General features: G+C 32.1%; 12 protein-coding genes. 6 read left to right on the top strand and 6 right to left on the bottom strand.

What is annotated here, in order from left to right; translation table 11 throughout:
- Positions 1–86 precede the first annotated feature (86 nt).
- The 4 genes from WNY78_RS00930 to WNY78_RS00915 all read right to left on the bottom strand — a co-directional run bounded on the left by WNY78_RS00930 (position 87) and on the right by WNY78_RS00915 (position 9,478).
- Positions 87–1,232: an efflux RND transporter periplasmic adaptor subunit gene (locus WNY78_RS00930; RefSeq protein WP_342871299.1), complete on the bottom strand. Its 1,146-nt coding sequence runs from the start codon at positions 1,230–1,232 to the stop codon at positions 87–89.
- Between the two features lie 2 nt (positions 1,233–1,234).
- On the bottom strand, positions 1,235–5,548 hold the full coding sequence (locus tag WNY78_RS00925; protein ID WP_342871298.1) for a CusA/CzcA family heavy metal efflux RND transporter: 4,314 nt from the start codon (positions 5,546–5,548) through the stop codon (positions 1,235–1,237).
- Between the two features lie 77 nt (positions 5,549–5,625).
- Entirely contained in the window at positions 5,626–6,015 is a 390-nt protein-coding gene (locus WNY78_RS00920; RefSeq protein ID WP_342871297.1) for a hypothetical protein, read from the bottom strand.
- A gap of 52 nt (positions 6,016–6,067) precedes the next feature.
- Positions 6,068–9,478, bottom strand: a complete 3,411-nt coding sequence (locus WNY78_RS00915; RefSeq protein WP_342871296.1) for a hypothetical protein — start codon at positions 9,476–9,478, stop codon at positions 6,068–6,070.
- Between the two features lie 111 nt (positions 9,479–9,589).
- Here WNY78_RS00915 and WNY78_RS00910 point away from each other — a divergent pair, with 111 nt between their 5' ends.
- The 3 genes from WNY78_RS00910 to WNY78_RS00900 all read left to right on the top strand — a co-directional run bounded on the left by WNY78_RS00910 (position 9,590) and on the right by WNY78_RS00900 (position 12,937).
- Positions 9,590–10,348 (top strand): exodeoxyribonuclease III, encoded by a 759-nt coding sequence (locus tag WNY78_RS00910; RefSeq protein WP_342871295.1) that lies wholly within the window; start codon positions 9,590–9,592, stop codon positions 10,346–10,348.
- Between the two features lie 326 nt (positions 10,349–10,674).
- A complete protein-coding gene (locus tag WNY78_RS00905; RefSeq protein ID WP_342871294.1) occupies positions 10,675–11,634 on the top strand; it encodes an OmpA family protein in 960 nt (319 codons plus the stop codon).
- 265 nt (positions 11,635–11,899) lie between these two features.
- Positions 11,900–12,937, top strand: coding sequence for an aldo/keto reductase (locus WNY78_RS00900; protein WP_342871293.1), 1,038 nt, complete (start codon positions 11,900–11,902; stop codon positions 12,935–12,937).
- 344 nt (positions 12,938–13,281) lie between these two features.
- Here the strand turns inward: WNY78_RS00900 and WNY78_RS00895 are convergent, their stop codons facing one another.
- Both WNY78_RS00895 and WNY78_RS00890 read right to left on the bottom strand, forming a co-directional pair.
- A complete protein-coding gene (locus tag WNY78_RS00895) occupies positions 13,282–14,826 on the bottom strand; it encodes a ribonuclease E/G (protein ID WP_342871292.1) in 1,545 nt (514 codons plus the stop codon).
- Between the two features lie 385 nt (positions 14,827–15,211).
- Positions 15,212–15,502 (bottom strand): HU family DNA-binding protein, encoded by a 291-nt coding sequence (locus tag WNY78_RS00890; RefSeq protein WP_028870804.1) that lies wholly within the window; start codon positions 15,500–15,502, stop codon positions 15,212–15,214.
- Between the two features lie 133 nt (positions 15,503–15,635).
- Here WNY78_RS00890 and mutY point away from each other — a divergent pair, with 133 nt between their 5' ends.
- The 3 genes from mutY to WNY78_RS00875 all read left to right on the top strand — a co-directional run bounded on the left by mutY (position 15,636) and on the right by WNY78_RS00875 (position 18,541).
- Entirely contained in the window at positions 15,636–16,682 is a 1,047-nt protein-coding gene (gene mutY, locus WNY78_RS00885) for an A/G-specific adenine glycosylase (protein ID WP_342871291.1), read from the top strand.
- A 77-nt stretch (positions 16,683–16,759) separates the two neighbouring features.
- Positions 16,760–17,212 (top strand): single-stranded DNA-binding protein, encoded by a 453-nt coding sequence (ssb, locus tag WNY78_RS00880; RefSeq protein ID WP_342871290.1) that lies wholly within the window; start codon positions 16,760–16,762, stop codon positions 17,210–17,212.
- Positions 17,213–17,236: 24 nt separating this feature from the next.
- The gene (locus WNY78_RS00875; RefSeq protein WP_342871289.1) at positions 17,237–18,541 is read left to right on the top strand and encodes a gliding motility-associated protein GldE; all 1,305 of its coding nucleotides are present in this window, start codon (positions 17,237–17,239) and stop codon (positions 18,539–18,541) included.
- Positions 18,542–18,553: the final 12 nt, after the last annotated feature.

Raw genomic sequence — 18,553 nt, 5'->3', positions numbered from 1 at the left:
CCTCGATTTACAGATTTTAAAAAGCTACAACTGTTCTAATTTCTAAACGCAATTAATATGTAAAGTTTGACTATCAAGATAAAAATTTAATGACCATGACCACCTTCACTGTCACTAAGTAACATACTTGTTCCCTTGATTATAATTTGTTTGTCTTTTAACATTTCAGAATTTAAAATTTCAATATTGGTTTCTGTTCGCTTACCAAGATCTAATTTTACCTTTTTGAAATGATACTCATTATCATTTTTTTCTTCCAGCACCAAAGCATAGGCTTCGTCTTCAACTTCGATAATAGCTTCTATTGGTAAACCCATCCCTTTTGTATTAGAAATTAAAATATCAGCTTCTACGAACATACCAACTATAAAATTGTCTTCATCATCATTCATATGTCCATGTACTTTTACGCGTCTTGTTTGCTCATCAATTGTGGTACCTACTAAATGCACTTCTGCTTCGTACATTTCTTCGGAAGCTTCTGGAATTTTGAACAAGATTTTCTGGTCTTTCTTAATTTTCATGATGTCCTTTTCAAAAACCGACAATTCTAAATGGATATGATCTGTATCTACAATTTCTATAATCACATCACTTGGTGCCACATATGTACCATTACTCACATTTACTTTAGCAACATAACCATCAATTGAAGCATAAAGATTAATAGTTGATGAAATACGACCTTCTTCAACACTTTTTGGATTGATATTTATCATTTGCAATTTTCTTCGCAATCCGTTATAATGCGCTAGGTTACTTTTGTAATTACTTTCAGCTTTTAAATAGTTTTTTTCAGAAGTAATTTTCTCATCAAATAATGTTTTTTGTCTATTAAACTCAGACTTCAGATAATTAATTTGTTCTGAAACCTCCAAATATTGTTGTTGTAGTTCTACAAACTCAGTATTCTCGAGTGTTACTAATAGTTGTCCTTTCTTCACTTTATCACCAATTAACAAAGGTGTTTTTGTAATATAACCACCAATAAATGTAGTTACATTAGATTTGTTATGTGGTGGTACATCAATCATTCCGTTTACTTTTACAGTCTCGTAAAAATCAACCTCTTCTAAACCTCCAAAAGCCATTTTCTCACCTTCAAATTGAGCAGTCGTTAAAGTGATTTCATCATGATGATCTTCAGTTTCTAAAATTACTTCTTCTTGTTTTTCTGAATTTCCGCAGGCCATTAAAACCATTGCAAATACTATGATATATATATGTTTCATTGTTATAAAATTAAATAGTTGATTGTAATTACTGTTTGATTGTATTGATTGAGTTGTTCTAGATAACTCAACTGTATTTCCTTAGCGGTCTCTAAACTTTGGATGTATTGAAAAAAGTCAATTTCACCTTCTTTAAAAGTACGATTTGCTGTTTTTATGATTTCTTCGGAAAGCGATTTGCCTTGTGTTTCATAATAGCTAATACTTTCCTGATGTTGCTGTAGTTTTGCTAAGAGCGATTGATATTCCGCATTTAATTGCGTCTCATAATCTATCTTTTGTTCTACAACTATATCTTCTGAAATTTTTAAAGCTTTAATTTTTGAACGTTGACCACCAAACAAAAGCGGCACTTTTAACCCAAACTGATACCCATTGACATTTTGATTTAACGTACTATTTGTACCTTGAAAATACTCAGCACTTAAATCTGGCAACAAATTCTGCTTCTCTAATTTTGTTTGCGCTTGCTGGTAATGTATAGACGCATCATAAAAGGATAAACCTTCATGTGCTTCTAATGTTAAATTTTGAAGTTCTAATTTCTCAAGTTCAATATCCTCAATTACTATAGAATCCACCTGAACCACTTTTTTAAGTTGTGATTGAGATTGATTGACGTTTTGTAATGACTGTTTATAAAGCGTTTCTAATTGTTTCTGTTTTGAACGTGCTGTAATCATTTCTAGATAATTGGTTTCGCCTAACTCAAAACGTCTCTCTGCTTTTTTAGCAAAATCCTTATATAAACTATCCAAGTATTTATAAGTTAAAGCTTTGTTTTTGTTATAACTCAACTCATAATAATTACTGTAAACATCTCTTTTAACTTTTAGCAATTGCAAACTATACTTAGCTTCTTGTAAGTTAACATTTGACTTGTTACGTTTCTTTTCAGCAAAATAAACCGTCGGAAATTTAAAATCCTGTGACACTCCAAAAACCTTGAGTGGCTCATTATTTATTGCCAAATTATTTTCATCATATTGATAATAAATATTTGTTTTATCAAAACTAAATGCACTTCCAATCAATGCGTTTGACTCATCAATTTTCAATAATTCGACTTTTAAACTCCCATTATTTTCAATTGCTAATGCTAAAGTTTCTTCAACTGTTAATGGCTTATTTTGAGCATTTACACCAAAAGTCATCGCTAAAATGATTAGAGTTGATAAAGCTGTTTTATTCATTTTTAAAGTGTTTTTATTTTCAAACCAAGCGTACAAAACAGGCAATACAATTAAAGTTAAGAGCGTTGCTGTTATCAAACCTCCTATAACAACAGTTGCTAATGGTCGTTGCACCTCAGCACCTGCATTTGTTGAAATCGCCATTGGCAAAAATCCTAAGGCAGCAGCTGCAGCTGTTAACAACACTGGTCTTAAACGTTCACTGGTTCCTTTTTTGATACGTTCTTCAATATTAGAGAAACCTTCTGCTTTAAGCTCTTTAAAATGTTCAATGAGCACGATTCCGTTTAAAACGGCAATTCCGAAGAGTGCAATAAAACCAACACCTGCAGAAATACTAAAAGGTAAATCCCTAGCCCATAATAATAACACGCCTCCTACTGCAGCAAACGGAATAGCAGAATAGACTATCAAAGCTTCTTTTACAGAACCAAATGCGAAATACAACAATATAAATATGAGTACTAAAGCTACTGGAACAGCAACTAGTAATCGATCTTTTGCACTTTGTAAATTTTCAAATTGTCCACCATAAGTAATAGAATACCCAACAGGTAATTTGAGTTGAGCTTCTATAATGTGTTGTACATCATTAACAACCGATTGTAAATCTCGATTTCTAACATTAATCCCAACAACAATACGACGTTTGGTATCATCTCTAGAAATTTGTGCAGGACCAGTAGTGTATGCAATTGTTGCTAGTTCGTCTAGAGGAATTTTGTGTCCTTGAGGTGTATCTACATATAAATTTTTCAGGCTTTCAAGATTCTTCCGGTTATTTTGTTGTAGTCTAATTACTAAATCAAAACGTTTTTCACCTTCAAAAACACTACCTACAGATTCTCCCGCAAAACCCATAGAAATGATTCGATTTAAATCTGAAATATTCATCCCATAACGCGCAATTTTACTACGATTATATGTAACACTCATTTGAGGTAAACCTTCTACTTTTTCTACGGAAATATCTGCTGCACCTTCTACATTCTGAATTAAATCCCTAATCTCATCAGCCTTATTTGCTAAAACGGTTAAATCTTCACCAAAAATCTTAATAGCTACATCTGCTCTCACACCTGTGACTAACTCATTAAAACGCATTTCTATAGGTTGAGTGAATTCTACTTCCATGCCTGGAATGACAGCTAAAGCTTCTTTAAATTTATCAGCTAATTCGTCTTTAGAAGCTGCAGAGGTCCATTCTTTTTTAGGTTTGAGTTTTATAATCACATCACTTTCTTCCATAGACATTGGGTCTGTAGGCACTTCTGCTGCTCCAATTCTGGATACTACTTGATCAACTTCAGGAAAATCATCTAATAATATTTGTTCTATTCGTGTAGTAATATCAACAGTTCTTGCTAATGATGTACCTGTTTTTAATACAGGTTGAATCACAAAATCGCCTTCATCAAGCGTAGGCACAAATTCACCACCCATTCGTGTAAAAACCCATACACTAATTGCTAACAATACAATAGAGAGCAAAACCACTATTTTTTTATGGCCTAACGACCAATTAATCATGGGTTGGTAACGCTTATTTAAAAAGTTCATCAATCTTGTAGAGATATTTTTTGATGACACTTTTCTTGCTCTCAAAAATAATGATGAAACCACAGGAACATAAGTCAGACATAATAGCATTGCTCCAATGAGAGCAAAGCTAAATGTCATCGCCATAGGTTTAAACATTTTGCCTTCAATACCACTCAAAGAGAGAATTGGTATAAATACAATTAAAATGATTAATTGACCAAAAATGGCAGAATTCATCATTTTTGAAGCACTTTTAAGTGTTATTTGGTCAATTTCTGCTTGTTTTTCAAGTTTATCAGTTTTTGAAATTTGAGAGGATTTAGACATGATCTGAAATGCAATAAACTCCACAATGATGACAGCACCATCGATAATTATTCCGAAGTCAATAGCACCTAAACTCATCAAATTAGCATCCACACCAAAAAGATTCATGAGAATAATAGCAAACAACAAACTTAAAGGAATAACCGAAGCAACGATTAAGCCAGAGCGCCAATTACCTAGTAAAAGTACAACTACAAATATGACTATGAGTGATCCCAAAATCAAATTTTCGGCAACTGTAAATGTTGTTTTACCTATGAGCTCGCTACGTTCTAAAAAGCCATTTATGTAAACTCCTTCTGGCAACGTATTTTGGATAGAAGCAACTCGTTCTTTAACCGTATCAATAACTTCTTTAGAATTGCCATCTTTAAGCATCATGATTTGCCCTAAGACTTTTTCACCTTCACCATTTCCTGTGATAGCTCCAAAACGAGTAGCACTACCAAACCCAACATTAGCGACATCTTTAATAAAAATTGGTGTAATATCATTTTTCACAACAATGTTCTCAATGTCTTCTAATGAACTCACTAAACCTTCACCACGAATAAAAAAAGCTTTATCATTTTTTTCGATATATCCACCACCTGCGACGCTATTGTTTTTTTCTAATGCGTCGTATATTTCTGATATTGAAATATTCATTGAAACCAATTTACTTGGATTAATAGCGACTTCATATTGTTTTAAAAATCCACCCCAAGTATTGACTTCTACGACTCCAGGAATTCCTGACAGTTGTCTTTTAACAACCCAATCTTGAATGGTACGCAAATCTGTAGTCGTATATTGATCTTCATAACCAGGTTTTACATCTAATATGTATTGATAAATTTCACCTAAACCTGTTGTAATTGGACCCATTTCTGGAGCACCAAATCCTTCAGGAATTTGTTCAGATGCTGATTTTATTTTTTCGGCAATAAGCTGTCTTGGTAAGTAGGTTCCCATATTGTCGTCAAAAACAATCGTAACGACAGATAACCCAAATTTTGAAACCGAACGAATCTCTTCAACACCTGGTAAATTAGCCATTTCTAATTCAACTGGATACGTAATAAATTGTTCAACATCTTGGGTTGATAAATTTCGGGATGTGGTAATAACTTGCACTTGATTGTTGGTAATATCTGGAACAGCACCAATAGGAATTTGGGTTAATGAGAAAATTCCGAAGCCAACAATAAAAGCTGTAAAAAGGAAAACAATTAGCTTATTTTTTAAACTGAATTTAATAATTGATTCTAACATAGTTCAATGTTTTAAGAATTAATAATACCACATACCATAATGTATATTGTGGATTTTTAAAAAACTTTAAATATGAATTATGCTAGTCTAGGCGGTTGAAAAACACTTGGCTTTTCAAATAAAGAAACAGATTCCTTGTAGAAAAAATTAAAAGGAATCTCTGTGAATGTATCGTAAGTAAAATCGAATTCTATAATATCAAACGTAAATGCAACGCTTGTATGAACACAGGTTTGATGTTGATGTTTAAACGGTAAATCCTCATGTTCTTCATGATCATTTTCATGACTATCTTTTAAATCGCCATAATGTTCTGCTAAGAATTGAACAAATGAATCGCCATAATTTTCTTGATGATATTCTGCATGATCTAGCAAGACGCTAATTTTAGAAATATCTTCAACTCCTATATTGAGGCTTTGAAAAAGCACCAAAAAAGAAAATGATATGGCAAACAGTTTTTGCATGTATCAAAGTTATAAAAAAAATACTGTCTATTTGTAATGAATGTTACACAGCTTAAAAATAAGCCTTTAACTGAACAGTTCCAGTATGAATCGTTTTGCTAGTTTCTGTTTTTCTTCCAAAGTAATTAAAATTTAAATCTAAAAATTTGGTTAGTTTTCTTTGAGCTAACAAACTCCAAGTAAAATTATTTCCTGGCTGCAAGCCTTCTAAAATTTGATAAGATACAGGTGTATTTGCATTACCAGTAAACTCATTTTTAAAGAAATTAATTTCACCTGTAAGCGCCATTTTATTTGCGTTGTTATACGTAAATGATAAGCCATAGTTATTTTGTAACAATTGCTCCATATTACCTATAGTATTGTCTTTTGAAGTGTATTGATAAAATACATCAAAACGCGCATTTTCATTAAATATGTAAGATAATTTAGGTTGAAATCTAATTTCATCTAATTCATAATTACGGGTTGCAAAATTCTCACTCAGACTTTCATTAGTCTCAAAACTAGATTGTAAATTAATAAGCCAATTGGTCCAAAATTTATGATTGAATTGTAATTGATGACTTTCAATGCTATTCTCTTGAAATCCTATTGATAACGTCGCTCTATTGGTATTGGCTAAATACGTATAAGATGTGGTATAGTTTTGTTTACCTCTATTAAAAAACAATACATTACGTATACTTTTATTTAATGCGAGTTGATTTTCTTCGGAAGTAGAAAACGGATTTAAATCAAACTCCTCACCTTCTCTCTTATTCTTCCGATCTACCAAATAAGAGGTCTGATTATAAAAATGAGACCAAAATTTCTTTCCTTTTTCTTCGGAAACTGACCATTGTTGAGGATTAATAGTTATCGTTTGACTGAATCTATTTTGATGCGTTTTTACAAAAACCTGATTAGGAAGTAATACTCTAATATATTCGCCTTGATCTGAAAATTGAGCCACTTCAAACTCATTAAGTTCTTGGATTCCGTTGTCATTATAATCAATCCAAGTATAAGCACCTTGACCAGGTTCTACACCAACATAGGTAAAATCTTGTTGTGGTAAGGTTCCAGAATTGGTTTCAAAAACAGTATTTAATAACACGAGATTATTCCATAATTTCTGATTAAAATTCAATCTAGAATTCAATGAATTTTCATCTTCAATAGTCTCGTCTTTACTTTTTAGTTTCCGGTAATTGGCATAAATACCCAAGTTTGTGTTTTTATTTTGAATAATCTTAGACTTCACATAATACGTGTTAGACGAGTTAACTCGCTTAACTTGATTATCTCTCAAACTATCATTAACACGATGTTTATAACCAATTTCTACAAAAACACCTGTACTATCTCCTATTCCTGTAAATACTTCGTACGACTTAAAACGCTGACTTAAACTTGTTAATATATCAGTTTCCCTATCACGTTGCTCATTATCTTCTAGAGCAATTCTAGTTCCAATCCATTGTTTATTAAAATTATAAGTCACTCTATTAAAAGAACGCACAAAAGTTGATGTAGAGAGACTGCTTTTATTATTTAAAAAACTAGAATTAGAAAATATATTAAATTGATGAAACTGCAAATTAGCAAACACATTATGTCGATTTCCATTAAATTTCTCAGAGTAATTAAGATGCTCAAATTTATAAGACGCCAAACCTTTTTTAGGATGTACGAGTTCTAAACCAGAAGACAATAAGTTTTGATTCCCTAGTGGGTTTTCTAAATTCCAATCACGATTAAACTCTGCTCTGTATAACCGTTGGATGGTTTTAAAATTCTTGTTAATAACATCTGCATCAATGTTTGCGTTAAGATTCCACAGGCTATCTGTTTTGATAATACTTTGGTTAACACGAAGCTTTGCAGCAAAACCATCATTGTTGCCATCATCTAGATTAGAAAACAAATTCTCATCATTTTTACTACCAGCAAGTTCAAAAAACACATCCGTTTTTTCGGTTGGTTTATAAGTTCCGTTTATCACTGCAACTTGTAATTTTTCTGGAGCAATTAAACGAATAATAGGCTCATAATTTCCTTGTGGAACACCACCAATGGGATCTACATATTCAAAAATATTTTCAATCGCATTACTATTTATCAAGACATAATTACCAAGATTTGCACCAACTAACGTAAAACGAACGCTAAACAATTCATCGTCTTCGTTATTAGAAAACACAAAACGTTCAATACCACCAATAACATCTTTTCTATATAAAATACGGTTTTCATCAAATGCTTCGGAAACATCTGAAGGTGCAACCATTTGCGATTGATCATCACCTGCGTTAGATAAAATTTCAACTTGTTCTGCCGAAAGATTTTGTTGTAAGGGTTGGTTTTTAGCATCTGCTTCAGAATAGACAGAAACACCAAGTTTTAATTTTTCGGATTCATAAGCTCCTCCTCCAAAAATGGTAAATCGGGAGAAATTACGTTCACTAAACTGATAATCTACGGTAATTCTCATTTCCGAAGTTATAGGATATGTAGAATTGAAAATGATTTCACCAGCATTATAATCTATGATATAATCTTTGTTATCACCACGCTCAATTGGGAGACCGTTGACATAAACGGTTTCACTACCAGACACTATTAAAACGAACAATTCATTATTGGGTCCTGTGAGTTTATATGGACCTTGATTACCTTCTTGAGCAGTAAATTGACTCGTCGTAAACTGGCCTCTAACCAAAGCTCCAGATGCAAAAAGAGTAGTTTTAGAATCCTCGTCTCCAAAATTTGCTGCGACTTGTAACCCTTGTACTCGCTTGGTAAAATTGGCAAAATAACTATTGGTATTTATTAAATCTATGTCACCTGCTCTTATATTCCAATCGTCGCTAAAGAGTTCTATAAATACTTGATCAAATTCATCTAATCGTTGTGAATACCCACTTTCTTGTAATGGGATATTTGCATCTTGGATGGATGCTCTTAACGAGACTTTATCACTCAATTTTCCAGAAATTTGTAAATCTAATTCACTATTTAATACTGAGTTTTGATTGTTTCCTAACGTTACACCTCGAGAAATACTTCCAGATGTACTCAAACCTCCAAATGGCGTGTAATCTCTTTGCAAGTTAGATTGGTTGAGTTTATAAAGTCGTTGTAAGTTATCTGTGTTTTCTACAATGATCTTTTCGTCGAGTTGAGCGTATTTCCGAGTTAAAAAATCGGGATAACGTAAATAAGAAATCTCTACGGAATCAACTTCTACAGGTTTCTTAAACGTTAATAATGCTTTGGCAAAATCAACCTTATAGTACGACGTATCTATAAGTGTTTGGTTTGGTTTCCGAAGTATAAACCAGCTAGAATTAATACTTACGGTATCAATTTTCACAGAATCTCTAACAACCACTTTTTTTGTTTTATAATTAGAGGTTGTCTCTTGCGCAAAAGCACAAAAGGACAGCATAAAACAAAATAGTGAAATAGCAATTTTCATTCAGTATAATAACTTCAAAAGACTCAAATTATTTTATCCTTAAAATCGGGTTAAAATAGTCGTGTAAAAGTACAGTATTATTTATTTTAGCTGAAATCTTAAAACCTTAGTATGAAAATCATCTCCTACAACGTCAACGGAATTAGAGCAGCAATGAAAAAAGGCTTTATTGATTGGCTTACAAGCGCAAATCCTGATGTGATTTGTCTTCAAGAAATCAAAGCCATGAAAGAGCAAGTTGATATTGAGGCGATAGAAAGTGCTGGTTATAAATACAACTACTGGTTTAGTGCTCAAAAAAAAGGCTACAGTGGTGTTGCTATTTTAAGTAAAATAGAACCTAAACATATAGAATATGGCACAGGAATAGAGTCTATGGATTTTGAAGGTCGCAATATTAGAGCAGATTTTGATGGTGTTTCGGTGATGAGTATGTATTTACCATCTGGAACTAATGATGCGAGATTGGCTCATAAATTTGAGTACATGAATATGATTCATCAATATTTAAATGAATTACGAGCTGAACAACCAAATCTAGTTGTGCTTGGAGATTACAATATTTGTCATGAAGAAATAGATATTCACAACCCAAAAATGAAAGGTGTTTCTGGGTTTTTACCAGAAGAACGTGAATGGCTTGGAGAATTTATTGATAGCGGTTTTATTGATTCTTTTAGACATTTGCATCCAGAAAAACAGGAATATTCTTGGTGGAGTTACAGAGCTAATTCTCGTGCAAATAACAAAGGTTGGCGACTAGATTACGCAATGGTAAGCGAGCCTATACAAGATAATATTAAACGAAGCGTTATACTTAGCGAAGCAGTTCATAGTGACCATTGTCCTATTTTAATTGAGATAGATTAATTGTTAGCAGTTAGCAAAAATAAAAAGTAAAATTAGAAAGCATAAAACATAGTAGAAGTTCATTTCTTAAATCAATTCGGAGAATTGAATCCTGAAATGCAGAAATAATGAGCGAAAGAATGGAGTTGCAAAGCGAAGCTTTAAGCACGAAGTTTTAAAAACGAATGTTCCGCAGGAATTTCCTCAGATTGATTTGAATTTTTGGTTTAGTATTAAACAAAAATCGTCCAGTGGACAATTTTTAATTAATAGTGTATCAAGACAAAAATGAACAGAGATAGAAAAACAATAAACAAACCCAAATTAAATAACTTAAATCAAAAAACATGCTTAAAAAATTGTCATTAATAGCACTTACCTTAGTACTAACAACCTCATGTGTTTCTAAAAAAATATACACAGATTTAGAAAGCAAGTATGCAAATCTTAAAAAAGAAAATAGAAAATTAGCAGACAGTAATCGTGATTTAGAAACCGCTTTAAATAAAGCTAAGAATGATTTTAACGCTTCACAAGATGACTATGATAATGCTATAGCAGATCGTAATCGTTGGGAAGGAGAATACAAAGCATTGGTAAGAGAAAAAGAAAATCTTGAAGCTTCTTATAATGCGTTAGAAAAAAACAGTAGTGCCTCTATAGCAGCTAATTCTAAAAAAAATAGAGAATTATTAGCACAACTAGAAGCAAAAGAACAAGCACTTGCTGCAGAAAACGCAAGACTTGAAAAACTTAAAAAAGAATTAGAATCGAGATCGCAACGTGTTGCAGAGTTAGAAAACGTAATAGCAAGTAAAGATGCAGCCATGACAAAATTAAAAGATGCAATTTCTAAGGCTTTAACCAATTTTGAAGGTAAAGGATTAACAGTTGAGCAACGTAACGGAAAAGTGTATGTTTCTATGGAAAACAAATTGCTTTTTCAATCTGGTAGTTGGGCAGTTGGAACTCAAGGGAAACAAGCTGTAAAACAATTAGGAGAAGTATTAGCTGAAAATCCTGAAATAGCCATTTTAATTGAAGGTCATACAGATGATGTGCCATATAAAGGAAACGATCAACTGAGCGGAAATTGGGATTTATCTGCTAAACGTGCCACTGCTATTGTCAATATTTTAAGAGAAAACCCTTCTATACAGCCTGAAAACTTAACAGCTGCAGGACGCGGAGAATTTGCACCAATATCTAGTAATGATTCTGCTGAAGGTAAAGCTCAAAACAGACGTATTGAAGTAATTTTAACACCTAAATTAGATGAGATTTCTAAGTTGTTGAATGAGATATAAAGCTATAAATTAAATCAAACATGAGATTCATCAGTCATTACCTCCTTCTGAATGACATAACAGATTTTGTAATTAAAAAGTAGATTTGTCATTCAGAGCGTAGTGAAGAATCTTTAATACATCTTTATGAAACAAGATTAAAAAACTTTTAAAACCTTAACACACATTTAGACCTTTCAGACTTTAAAAACCTGAAAGGTCTTTTTATATTTACATACATTAAAGTTTAACTAAAAAGAGATTCCCGTTTTCATGGGAACTAGAGATGAAATACACAACACTACCAAAAACAGATATAAAAGTTAGCAAAATATGCTTAGGCACTATGACTTGGGGAAATCAAAACACTCAAGACGAAGGCTTTGCACAAATGGATTTAGCACTTGATAAAGGTGTCAACTTTTTTGATGTAGCCGAATTATATCCTGTACCAGCAAATGCAGAAACCTACGCAGAAACAGAACGCATTATAGGTAACTGGTTCAATACAACTGGTAATCGAGATAAAGTCGTTTTAGCAAGCAAAATTGCAGGAACTGGTGATTATACAGCACATATTAGAACTAACGGATTTAGCAAAGAAGCGCTTCACGAAGCTGTTAACAACAGTTTAAAGCGTCTAAAAACAGATTATATAGATTTATACCAATTGCATTGGCCAGAACGTGAGACAAACACGTTTGGAGTTCGTGATTACACTCATAATCCTAATGATAAATGGGAAGATAATTTTAATGAAATTTTGCATAATTTAGATGACATCATTAAATCTGGAAAAATACGTCAAGTTGGTATTTCAAATGAAAAAGCTTGGGGAACCATGCGCTATTTAGAAGAATCAAAAATTAATGATTTACCAAGAATGGTAACCATACAAAATGCCTATTCTTTAATAAATAGAGTTTTTGAAGGAGATATGGCAGAAGTTTCTATTCGGGAGGAGATTGGATTATTAGCTTATTCTCCTATGGCTTTTGGTGTTTTATCTGGCAAATACATCAAAGGTACAGCTGGAGATAATGCGCGTTTAAAATTATTTCCAAGGTTTGCGAGATATAGTAGCGAGAATTGTACAGAAGCTACAAAACGTTATATGAAAATTGCTGAAGATCATAATATGTCTTTAGCACAAATGTCTTTAGCTTTTGTAACAGACAGACCATTTATGACGAGTAATATTATTGGAGCTACTTCTATTGCTCAATTGGAAGAAAATATTGATAGTGTGAATATCACGTTGAGTGATGAAATCTTGAAAGCTATTAATGAGGTGCATGCAGAAATTCCTAATCCAGGACCTTAATTTTTTATCTTCAGAAATGTGCTAAATTTAAAAATTCTTCTAATAAAGAACTATTTATCTTTAAAAAGAAGGAGAATTAAATTCATTGTTAAGTTTTGTAGTTTTACTATTTCCGCAGGAAAAACTAAAACCGATTTAAAAACAAAAACCCCTTAACTCAAAGAGCTAAGGGGTTTATATCAATTAACAAGTGAACTAAATCTAATAATTAGTTTCTATTGCACTTAAATTTCAAGATAAAATAAAACCATAGCTAAAGCTATTCTTTTATTTTCTATTTCATCTAAGCACACTATAATTCAAATTATTTAAGACTCATTTCACTTGCTATTTGATATGTGATATTATTTGATTTCCTTACCATCTTTATCAATAAAATGGTATTCAAGATATGTGTAAGCATCTCTAGGTAAAACTTTTACCCATTTTTTATGTTCCATAAACCACTTAGAACGTACTGATGGAAACCCTTTGGTTATAAAGGCTGCTATAAAGGGATGCGCATTAAGCGTTATCTTTTTATAGTCTTTTTTGATGAGTCTCTCTAGGTCTTGAGTAATGCGTTGAATCACTTTAATTGGTGCTTCAATTTCTTCACCTGCAATACCATTTGGATTGTCTTCTTTTGTTTTAATGTTGCGTTCTGGGCGAACACGTTGTCTAGTAATTTGTATTAAACCAAACTTACTAGGAGGCAAAATTTTATGCTTTGCCTTATCATCATTCATTTCGTCACGAAGATGATTGTACAATTTTTTTCGATTCTCGGCTTTATTCATATCAATAAAATCTACTACGATAATTCCTCCCATATCACGTAAACGTAATTGACGAGCAATTTCTGAAGCAGAAATCATATTGACTTCTAAAGCTGTATCCTCTTGATTATTTTCTTTGTTAGATCTGTTACCACTATTAACATCAATAACATGCATCGCTTCGGTATGTTCTATTACCAAATAAGCGCCTCGTGCCATAGAAACTGTGCGACCAAAAGATGTTTTTATCTGACGTTCTATTCCAAACTTTTCATAAAGTGGTACGCCATTTTTGTACATCTTAACTATTGACTCTTTAGCAGGTGCAATTTCTTGCACGTAATCTTTAATTTGTCCATAAAGTACTTCGTCATCTACTGTAATGCCTGAGAATGAATCATCAAAAATATCTCTTAAAATTGAAGAGGCTTTATTCATTTCACTCAGCACCTTACTAGGATGATGTGCTTTATTTAATTTTTTACACATTGCTGTCCATCTATTCAGCAAATTCTGTAAATCTTTGTCGAGTTCGGCAACTTTTTTGCCTTCTGCGACTGTACGAATTATAACACCAAAACCTTTAGGTGTAATACTCTTGACCAAACGTTTTAAACGTTCTTTTTCTTCTTTAGAATCAATCTTTTGAGAGATTGAAATACGATCAGAAAATGGTACAAGAACAATATAACGACCTGCAATTGACAACTCGCTACTAATACGAGGTCCTTTGGTTGAAATTGGTTCTTTTACAATTTGTACTAATAGAGATTGATTAGATTTTAAAACGTTAGCTATGCTTCCGTTTTTGTCTATATCTTTCTCAAACTGAAAATTTTTCAGTAAAAAATCGGTATGTCTACCTGCGCTTACACGTTTAACGAATTTTAAAAGTGAAGGTAATTTTGGTCCTAAATCATGATAATGCAAAAAAGCATCTTTCTCATAACCTACATTTACAAATGCAGCATTTAGACCAGGAACAGATTTGCGTGTTTTGGCGATAAATATATCACCAACAGCAAAATTGTTATCATCTTCATCTTTGTGTAACTCGATAAGTTTTCCATCTTTTAATAAGGCAAAATCAACAATATCAGAACTCGATCTAATAATCAATTCTTTTTCCATTATGTTAATTTTAATCTATTTTGATTCATTTCAAAACAGATGGATATTTATTTTGACACAGGATATTTAATCCAGTAAACTCATGTATTACATTGGTAGAACGTAATAATCTCATGAATTTTATATCAAAGAACGTTGTTAATAAACTCTTCTTAATTTTTTAAGTTTCCTAAAAAACAAAAAAAATCAAGATGAGCTAAACGTGAAAAAGTAGTTATAAAACTACTTTTTCAAATTATTTTTTCTTGTGACGATTAGCGCGTCTACGTTTTTTACGCTTATGCGTCGCTACCTTGTGTCTTTTCCTTTTTTTACCACTTGGCATAAATAAGTATTTTTTAAATTAATATTCGTTTAATACCGAAACCTTTTCGATACCTGTGTTTTAGTTTACTTCAACGTTAGTCTTAACACCTTCAACAAATACTTTTGCAGGTTTAAATGCAGGAATATTGTGTGCAGGTATTTTAATCGTTGTGTTTTTTGAAATGTTACGTCCAGTTTTTTCAGCTCTCGTTTTTACGATGAAACTTCCAAATCCTCTCAAGTATACATTATCACCACCTTCTAAAGAAGACTTCACTTCTTCCATAAATGTTTCAACTGTTGCTTGAACATCTCCTTTTTCAATTCCTAATTTATCAGAAATTTTAGCTACTATATCAGCTTTTGTCATTGTTATTAATTTTAGGGTTATCTATTAATTATAAGGGATGCAAATATATGTAATTTAATTTCAATATTTCAAGCGTAATTAATTAAAATTTAACCTACTAAAGATTTACTTTTGCAATTATTTATAGTTCTAAATGAATTTTACTACAATTTTAACACATTGGTATTCAGTTAATAAGCGAGACCTACCTTGGAGAACAACTAAAAATCCTTATCATATTTGGTTGTCGGAAATAATTATGCAACAAACTCAAATTAAGCAAGGTTTACCTTATTATGACGCTTTTGTTACCAATTACCCTACAGTTTTTGATCTAGCACATGCTCATGAACAAGACGTTTTAAAGCTATGGCAAGGTTTAGGGTATTACTCTAGAGCTCGTAATTTACATGCTTCTGCTAAATATATTGTCAACGACTTAAATGGAGAATTTCCTATAACTTATCTTGAAATATTAAAACTCAAAGGTGTTGGCGATTACACTGCAAGTGCTATTTCTTCAATTTGCTTTAATGAACCTCATGCTGTAGTTGATGGAAATGTCTATCGTGTGCTCTCAAGATTTTTCGGAATCTCCACTCCTATTAATAGTACTCAAGGAATAAAAGAATTTAAATCGTTAGCGACAACATTACTAGACACCAAAAATCCTGGAGACTATAATCAAGCGGTTATGGAATTTGGTGCCACACAATGCAAACCTAAAAATCCAGATTGTAATGTTTGTCCTTTACAAGATAGCTGTGTTGCTTTACAAAAAGGAACAGTTGACGTTTTACCTGTGAAACTTAAAAAGACTAAAGTCACCAAAAAACATTTTAATTTTTTGGTGCTCATTTCCGAAGACAAAAAAACTATTTTTGAAAAACGTTCATCAAAAGGAATTTGGCAAAACTTGTATCAATTTCCATTAATTGAAAGTGATATAGAAATTGAATCTAAAGTATTTGAAAAGCATCCATTGGTTAAAGATTATTTTAAAACCACAGAGTTCTCATTTAGTATTTTTAATCCAGAACCTATTGTTCACAAATTATCACATCAACACCTATTTACTAAATTTTGGATTATTGAAGTTAAAACGCTCGACAAAGAAAGTATGCCAATTTCCGAAGTAAAAAACTACCCAACACCTATTTTAATTAGTAATTTTATTGATACGTTTGATTTCCCTTTTTAGAAAAACCATAAATTTTTCATACTTTTAATACAGTGATTACAAAATGCTTAATTTTGTAGCTTTAAATAAAACAAATTATGTCAGGAACATTAAATAAAGTGATGCTTATTGGGCATTTGGGAGATGAAGTTAAGATGCATTATTTTGATGGTGGCAACTGTGTTGGTCGTTTTCCATTAGCCACCAATGAAACGTATACAAATAAACAAACCAACGAGCGTGTTACAAATACCGAATGGCACAATATTGTGGTGAGAAATAAAGCTGCAGAGATTTGCGAAAAGTATTTATCTAAAGGTGATAAGGTGTATATTGAAGGTCGTCTAAAAACTAGAAAATGGCAGGATGACAAAGGTATGGATCGCTACTCTACAGAGATACAGTGTACCGATTTTACGTTTTTAACTACTAAAAATGAGAGTCAAGGCGGAAATGCACCAACTCCAAATCCTCAACAAGCTGTACAAAAACCAGCTAATAATCCTGTAACCGAAACAAAAACTGAAGATGCTGATGATCTTCCGTTTTAATTAAATAAAACTAAACTATTTATCTTGGATCCTGAACCCACGAGTTTAATAATTACCATGCTCTACACAAACGTATCTTTCGTTTCTGGGCTTATTTTGCTTTTTGTTTTATTGTTCTGTTCTGCCCTTGTAAGTGGTGTAGAAGTTGCATTTTTCTCATTAAGCAAGTCTGATATTGATTTAGGTCTTGAGGAGAATTCTAAAAAATTCAATATCATTTCAAAACTTTTAGAACGACCAAAAAAATTGTTGGCTACGATTCTTGTGGCTAATAACTTTATAAATATTGGGATTGTTATACTCTTTGCTTATTTAGGCGAAACGCTTTTTGTAAGCGTAGAGTTATCTTGGCTTCGATTTCTTTTAGAAGTTGTCGTGATTACGTTTTTAATTTTACTATTTGGTGAAATTGTACCTAAAATTTATGCGAGTAGAAATCGAGTTAAGTTTGCTGTGTTTATGGCAATTCCGCTTAAGGTACTCGATGTTATTTTTTCTCCTATTAGTTTACCAATGCGACAAATAACTTTAGGAATTCATAATAAATTAGGAAAACAAAAATCAAATCTTAGCGTTGATCAATTGTCACAGGCGTTAGAACTCAGTGGAAGTGACACCACAATGGAAGAACATAAAATTTTAAAAGGTATCGTCTCTTTTGGTAATACAGATACTAAACAAGTGATGCGACCAAGAATGGATATTTTTGCACTGAGTGAAGATGTAAAATATTCAGATATTATTGCTCAAGTCATTAGCAACGGTTACTCAAGAATACCTGTTTATAAAGACAGTATAGACTCAGTTACTGGGATTTTATACGTTAAAGATTTACTACCATATATTGATAGAGAAACATTTGATTGGACAACCTTATTGCGTGACCCTTTCTTTGTGCCAGAAAATAAGAAGCTCGATGATTTAATGGTAGAATTCCAAGAGAAAAAAGTTCACCTTGCTATTGTAGTAGATGAATATGGTGGAACCTCTGGAGTTGTTTCCTTAGAAGATGTTATTGAAGAAATTGTTGGTGACATTAGTGATGAGTTTGATGACGATGATGTTATTTACACAAAAATTGATAATAACAACTATTCATTTGAAGGCAAAACAACCTTAAAAGATTTTTATAAAATTGTAAAGCTTGATGACGAATCAGATTTTGAAGATCATAAAGGTGAAGCAGAAACCATTGCAGGCTTTGTTTTAGAGATTTCTGGGATTTTCCCAAGACGTCAAAGTAAAATAAATTTCAAAAATTACGTTTTTACTGTAGAGGCTATAGATAAAAAGCGCATCAAACAAATTAAGTTTACCATTTTAAACTAAAGCTGTCCATTC

Source organism: Psychroserpens sp. AS72, from assembly GCF_038900375.1.
In the GTDB taxonomy this organism is placed as follows: Bacteria; Bacteroidota; Bacteroidia; order Flavobacteriales; family Flavobacteriaceae; genus Psychroserpens.
The sequence above is the reverse complement of the archived record's forward strand: the minus strand, read 5'-3'. Positions and strand labels throughout refer to the sequence as shown.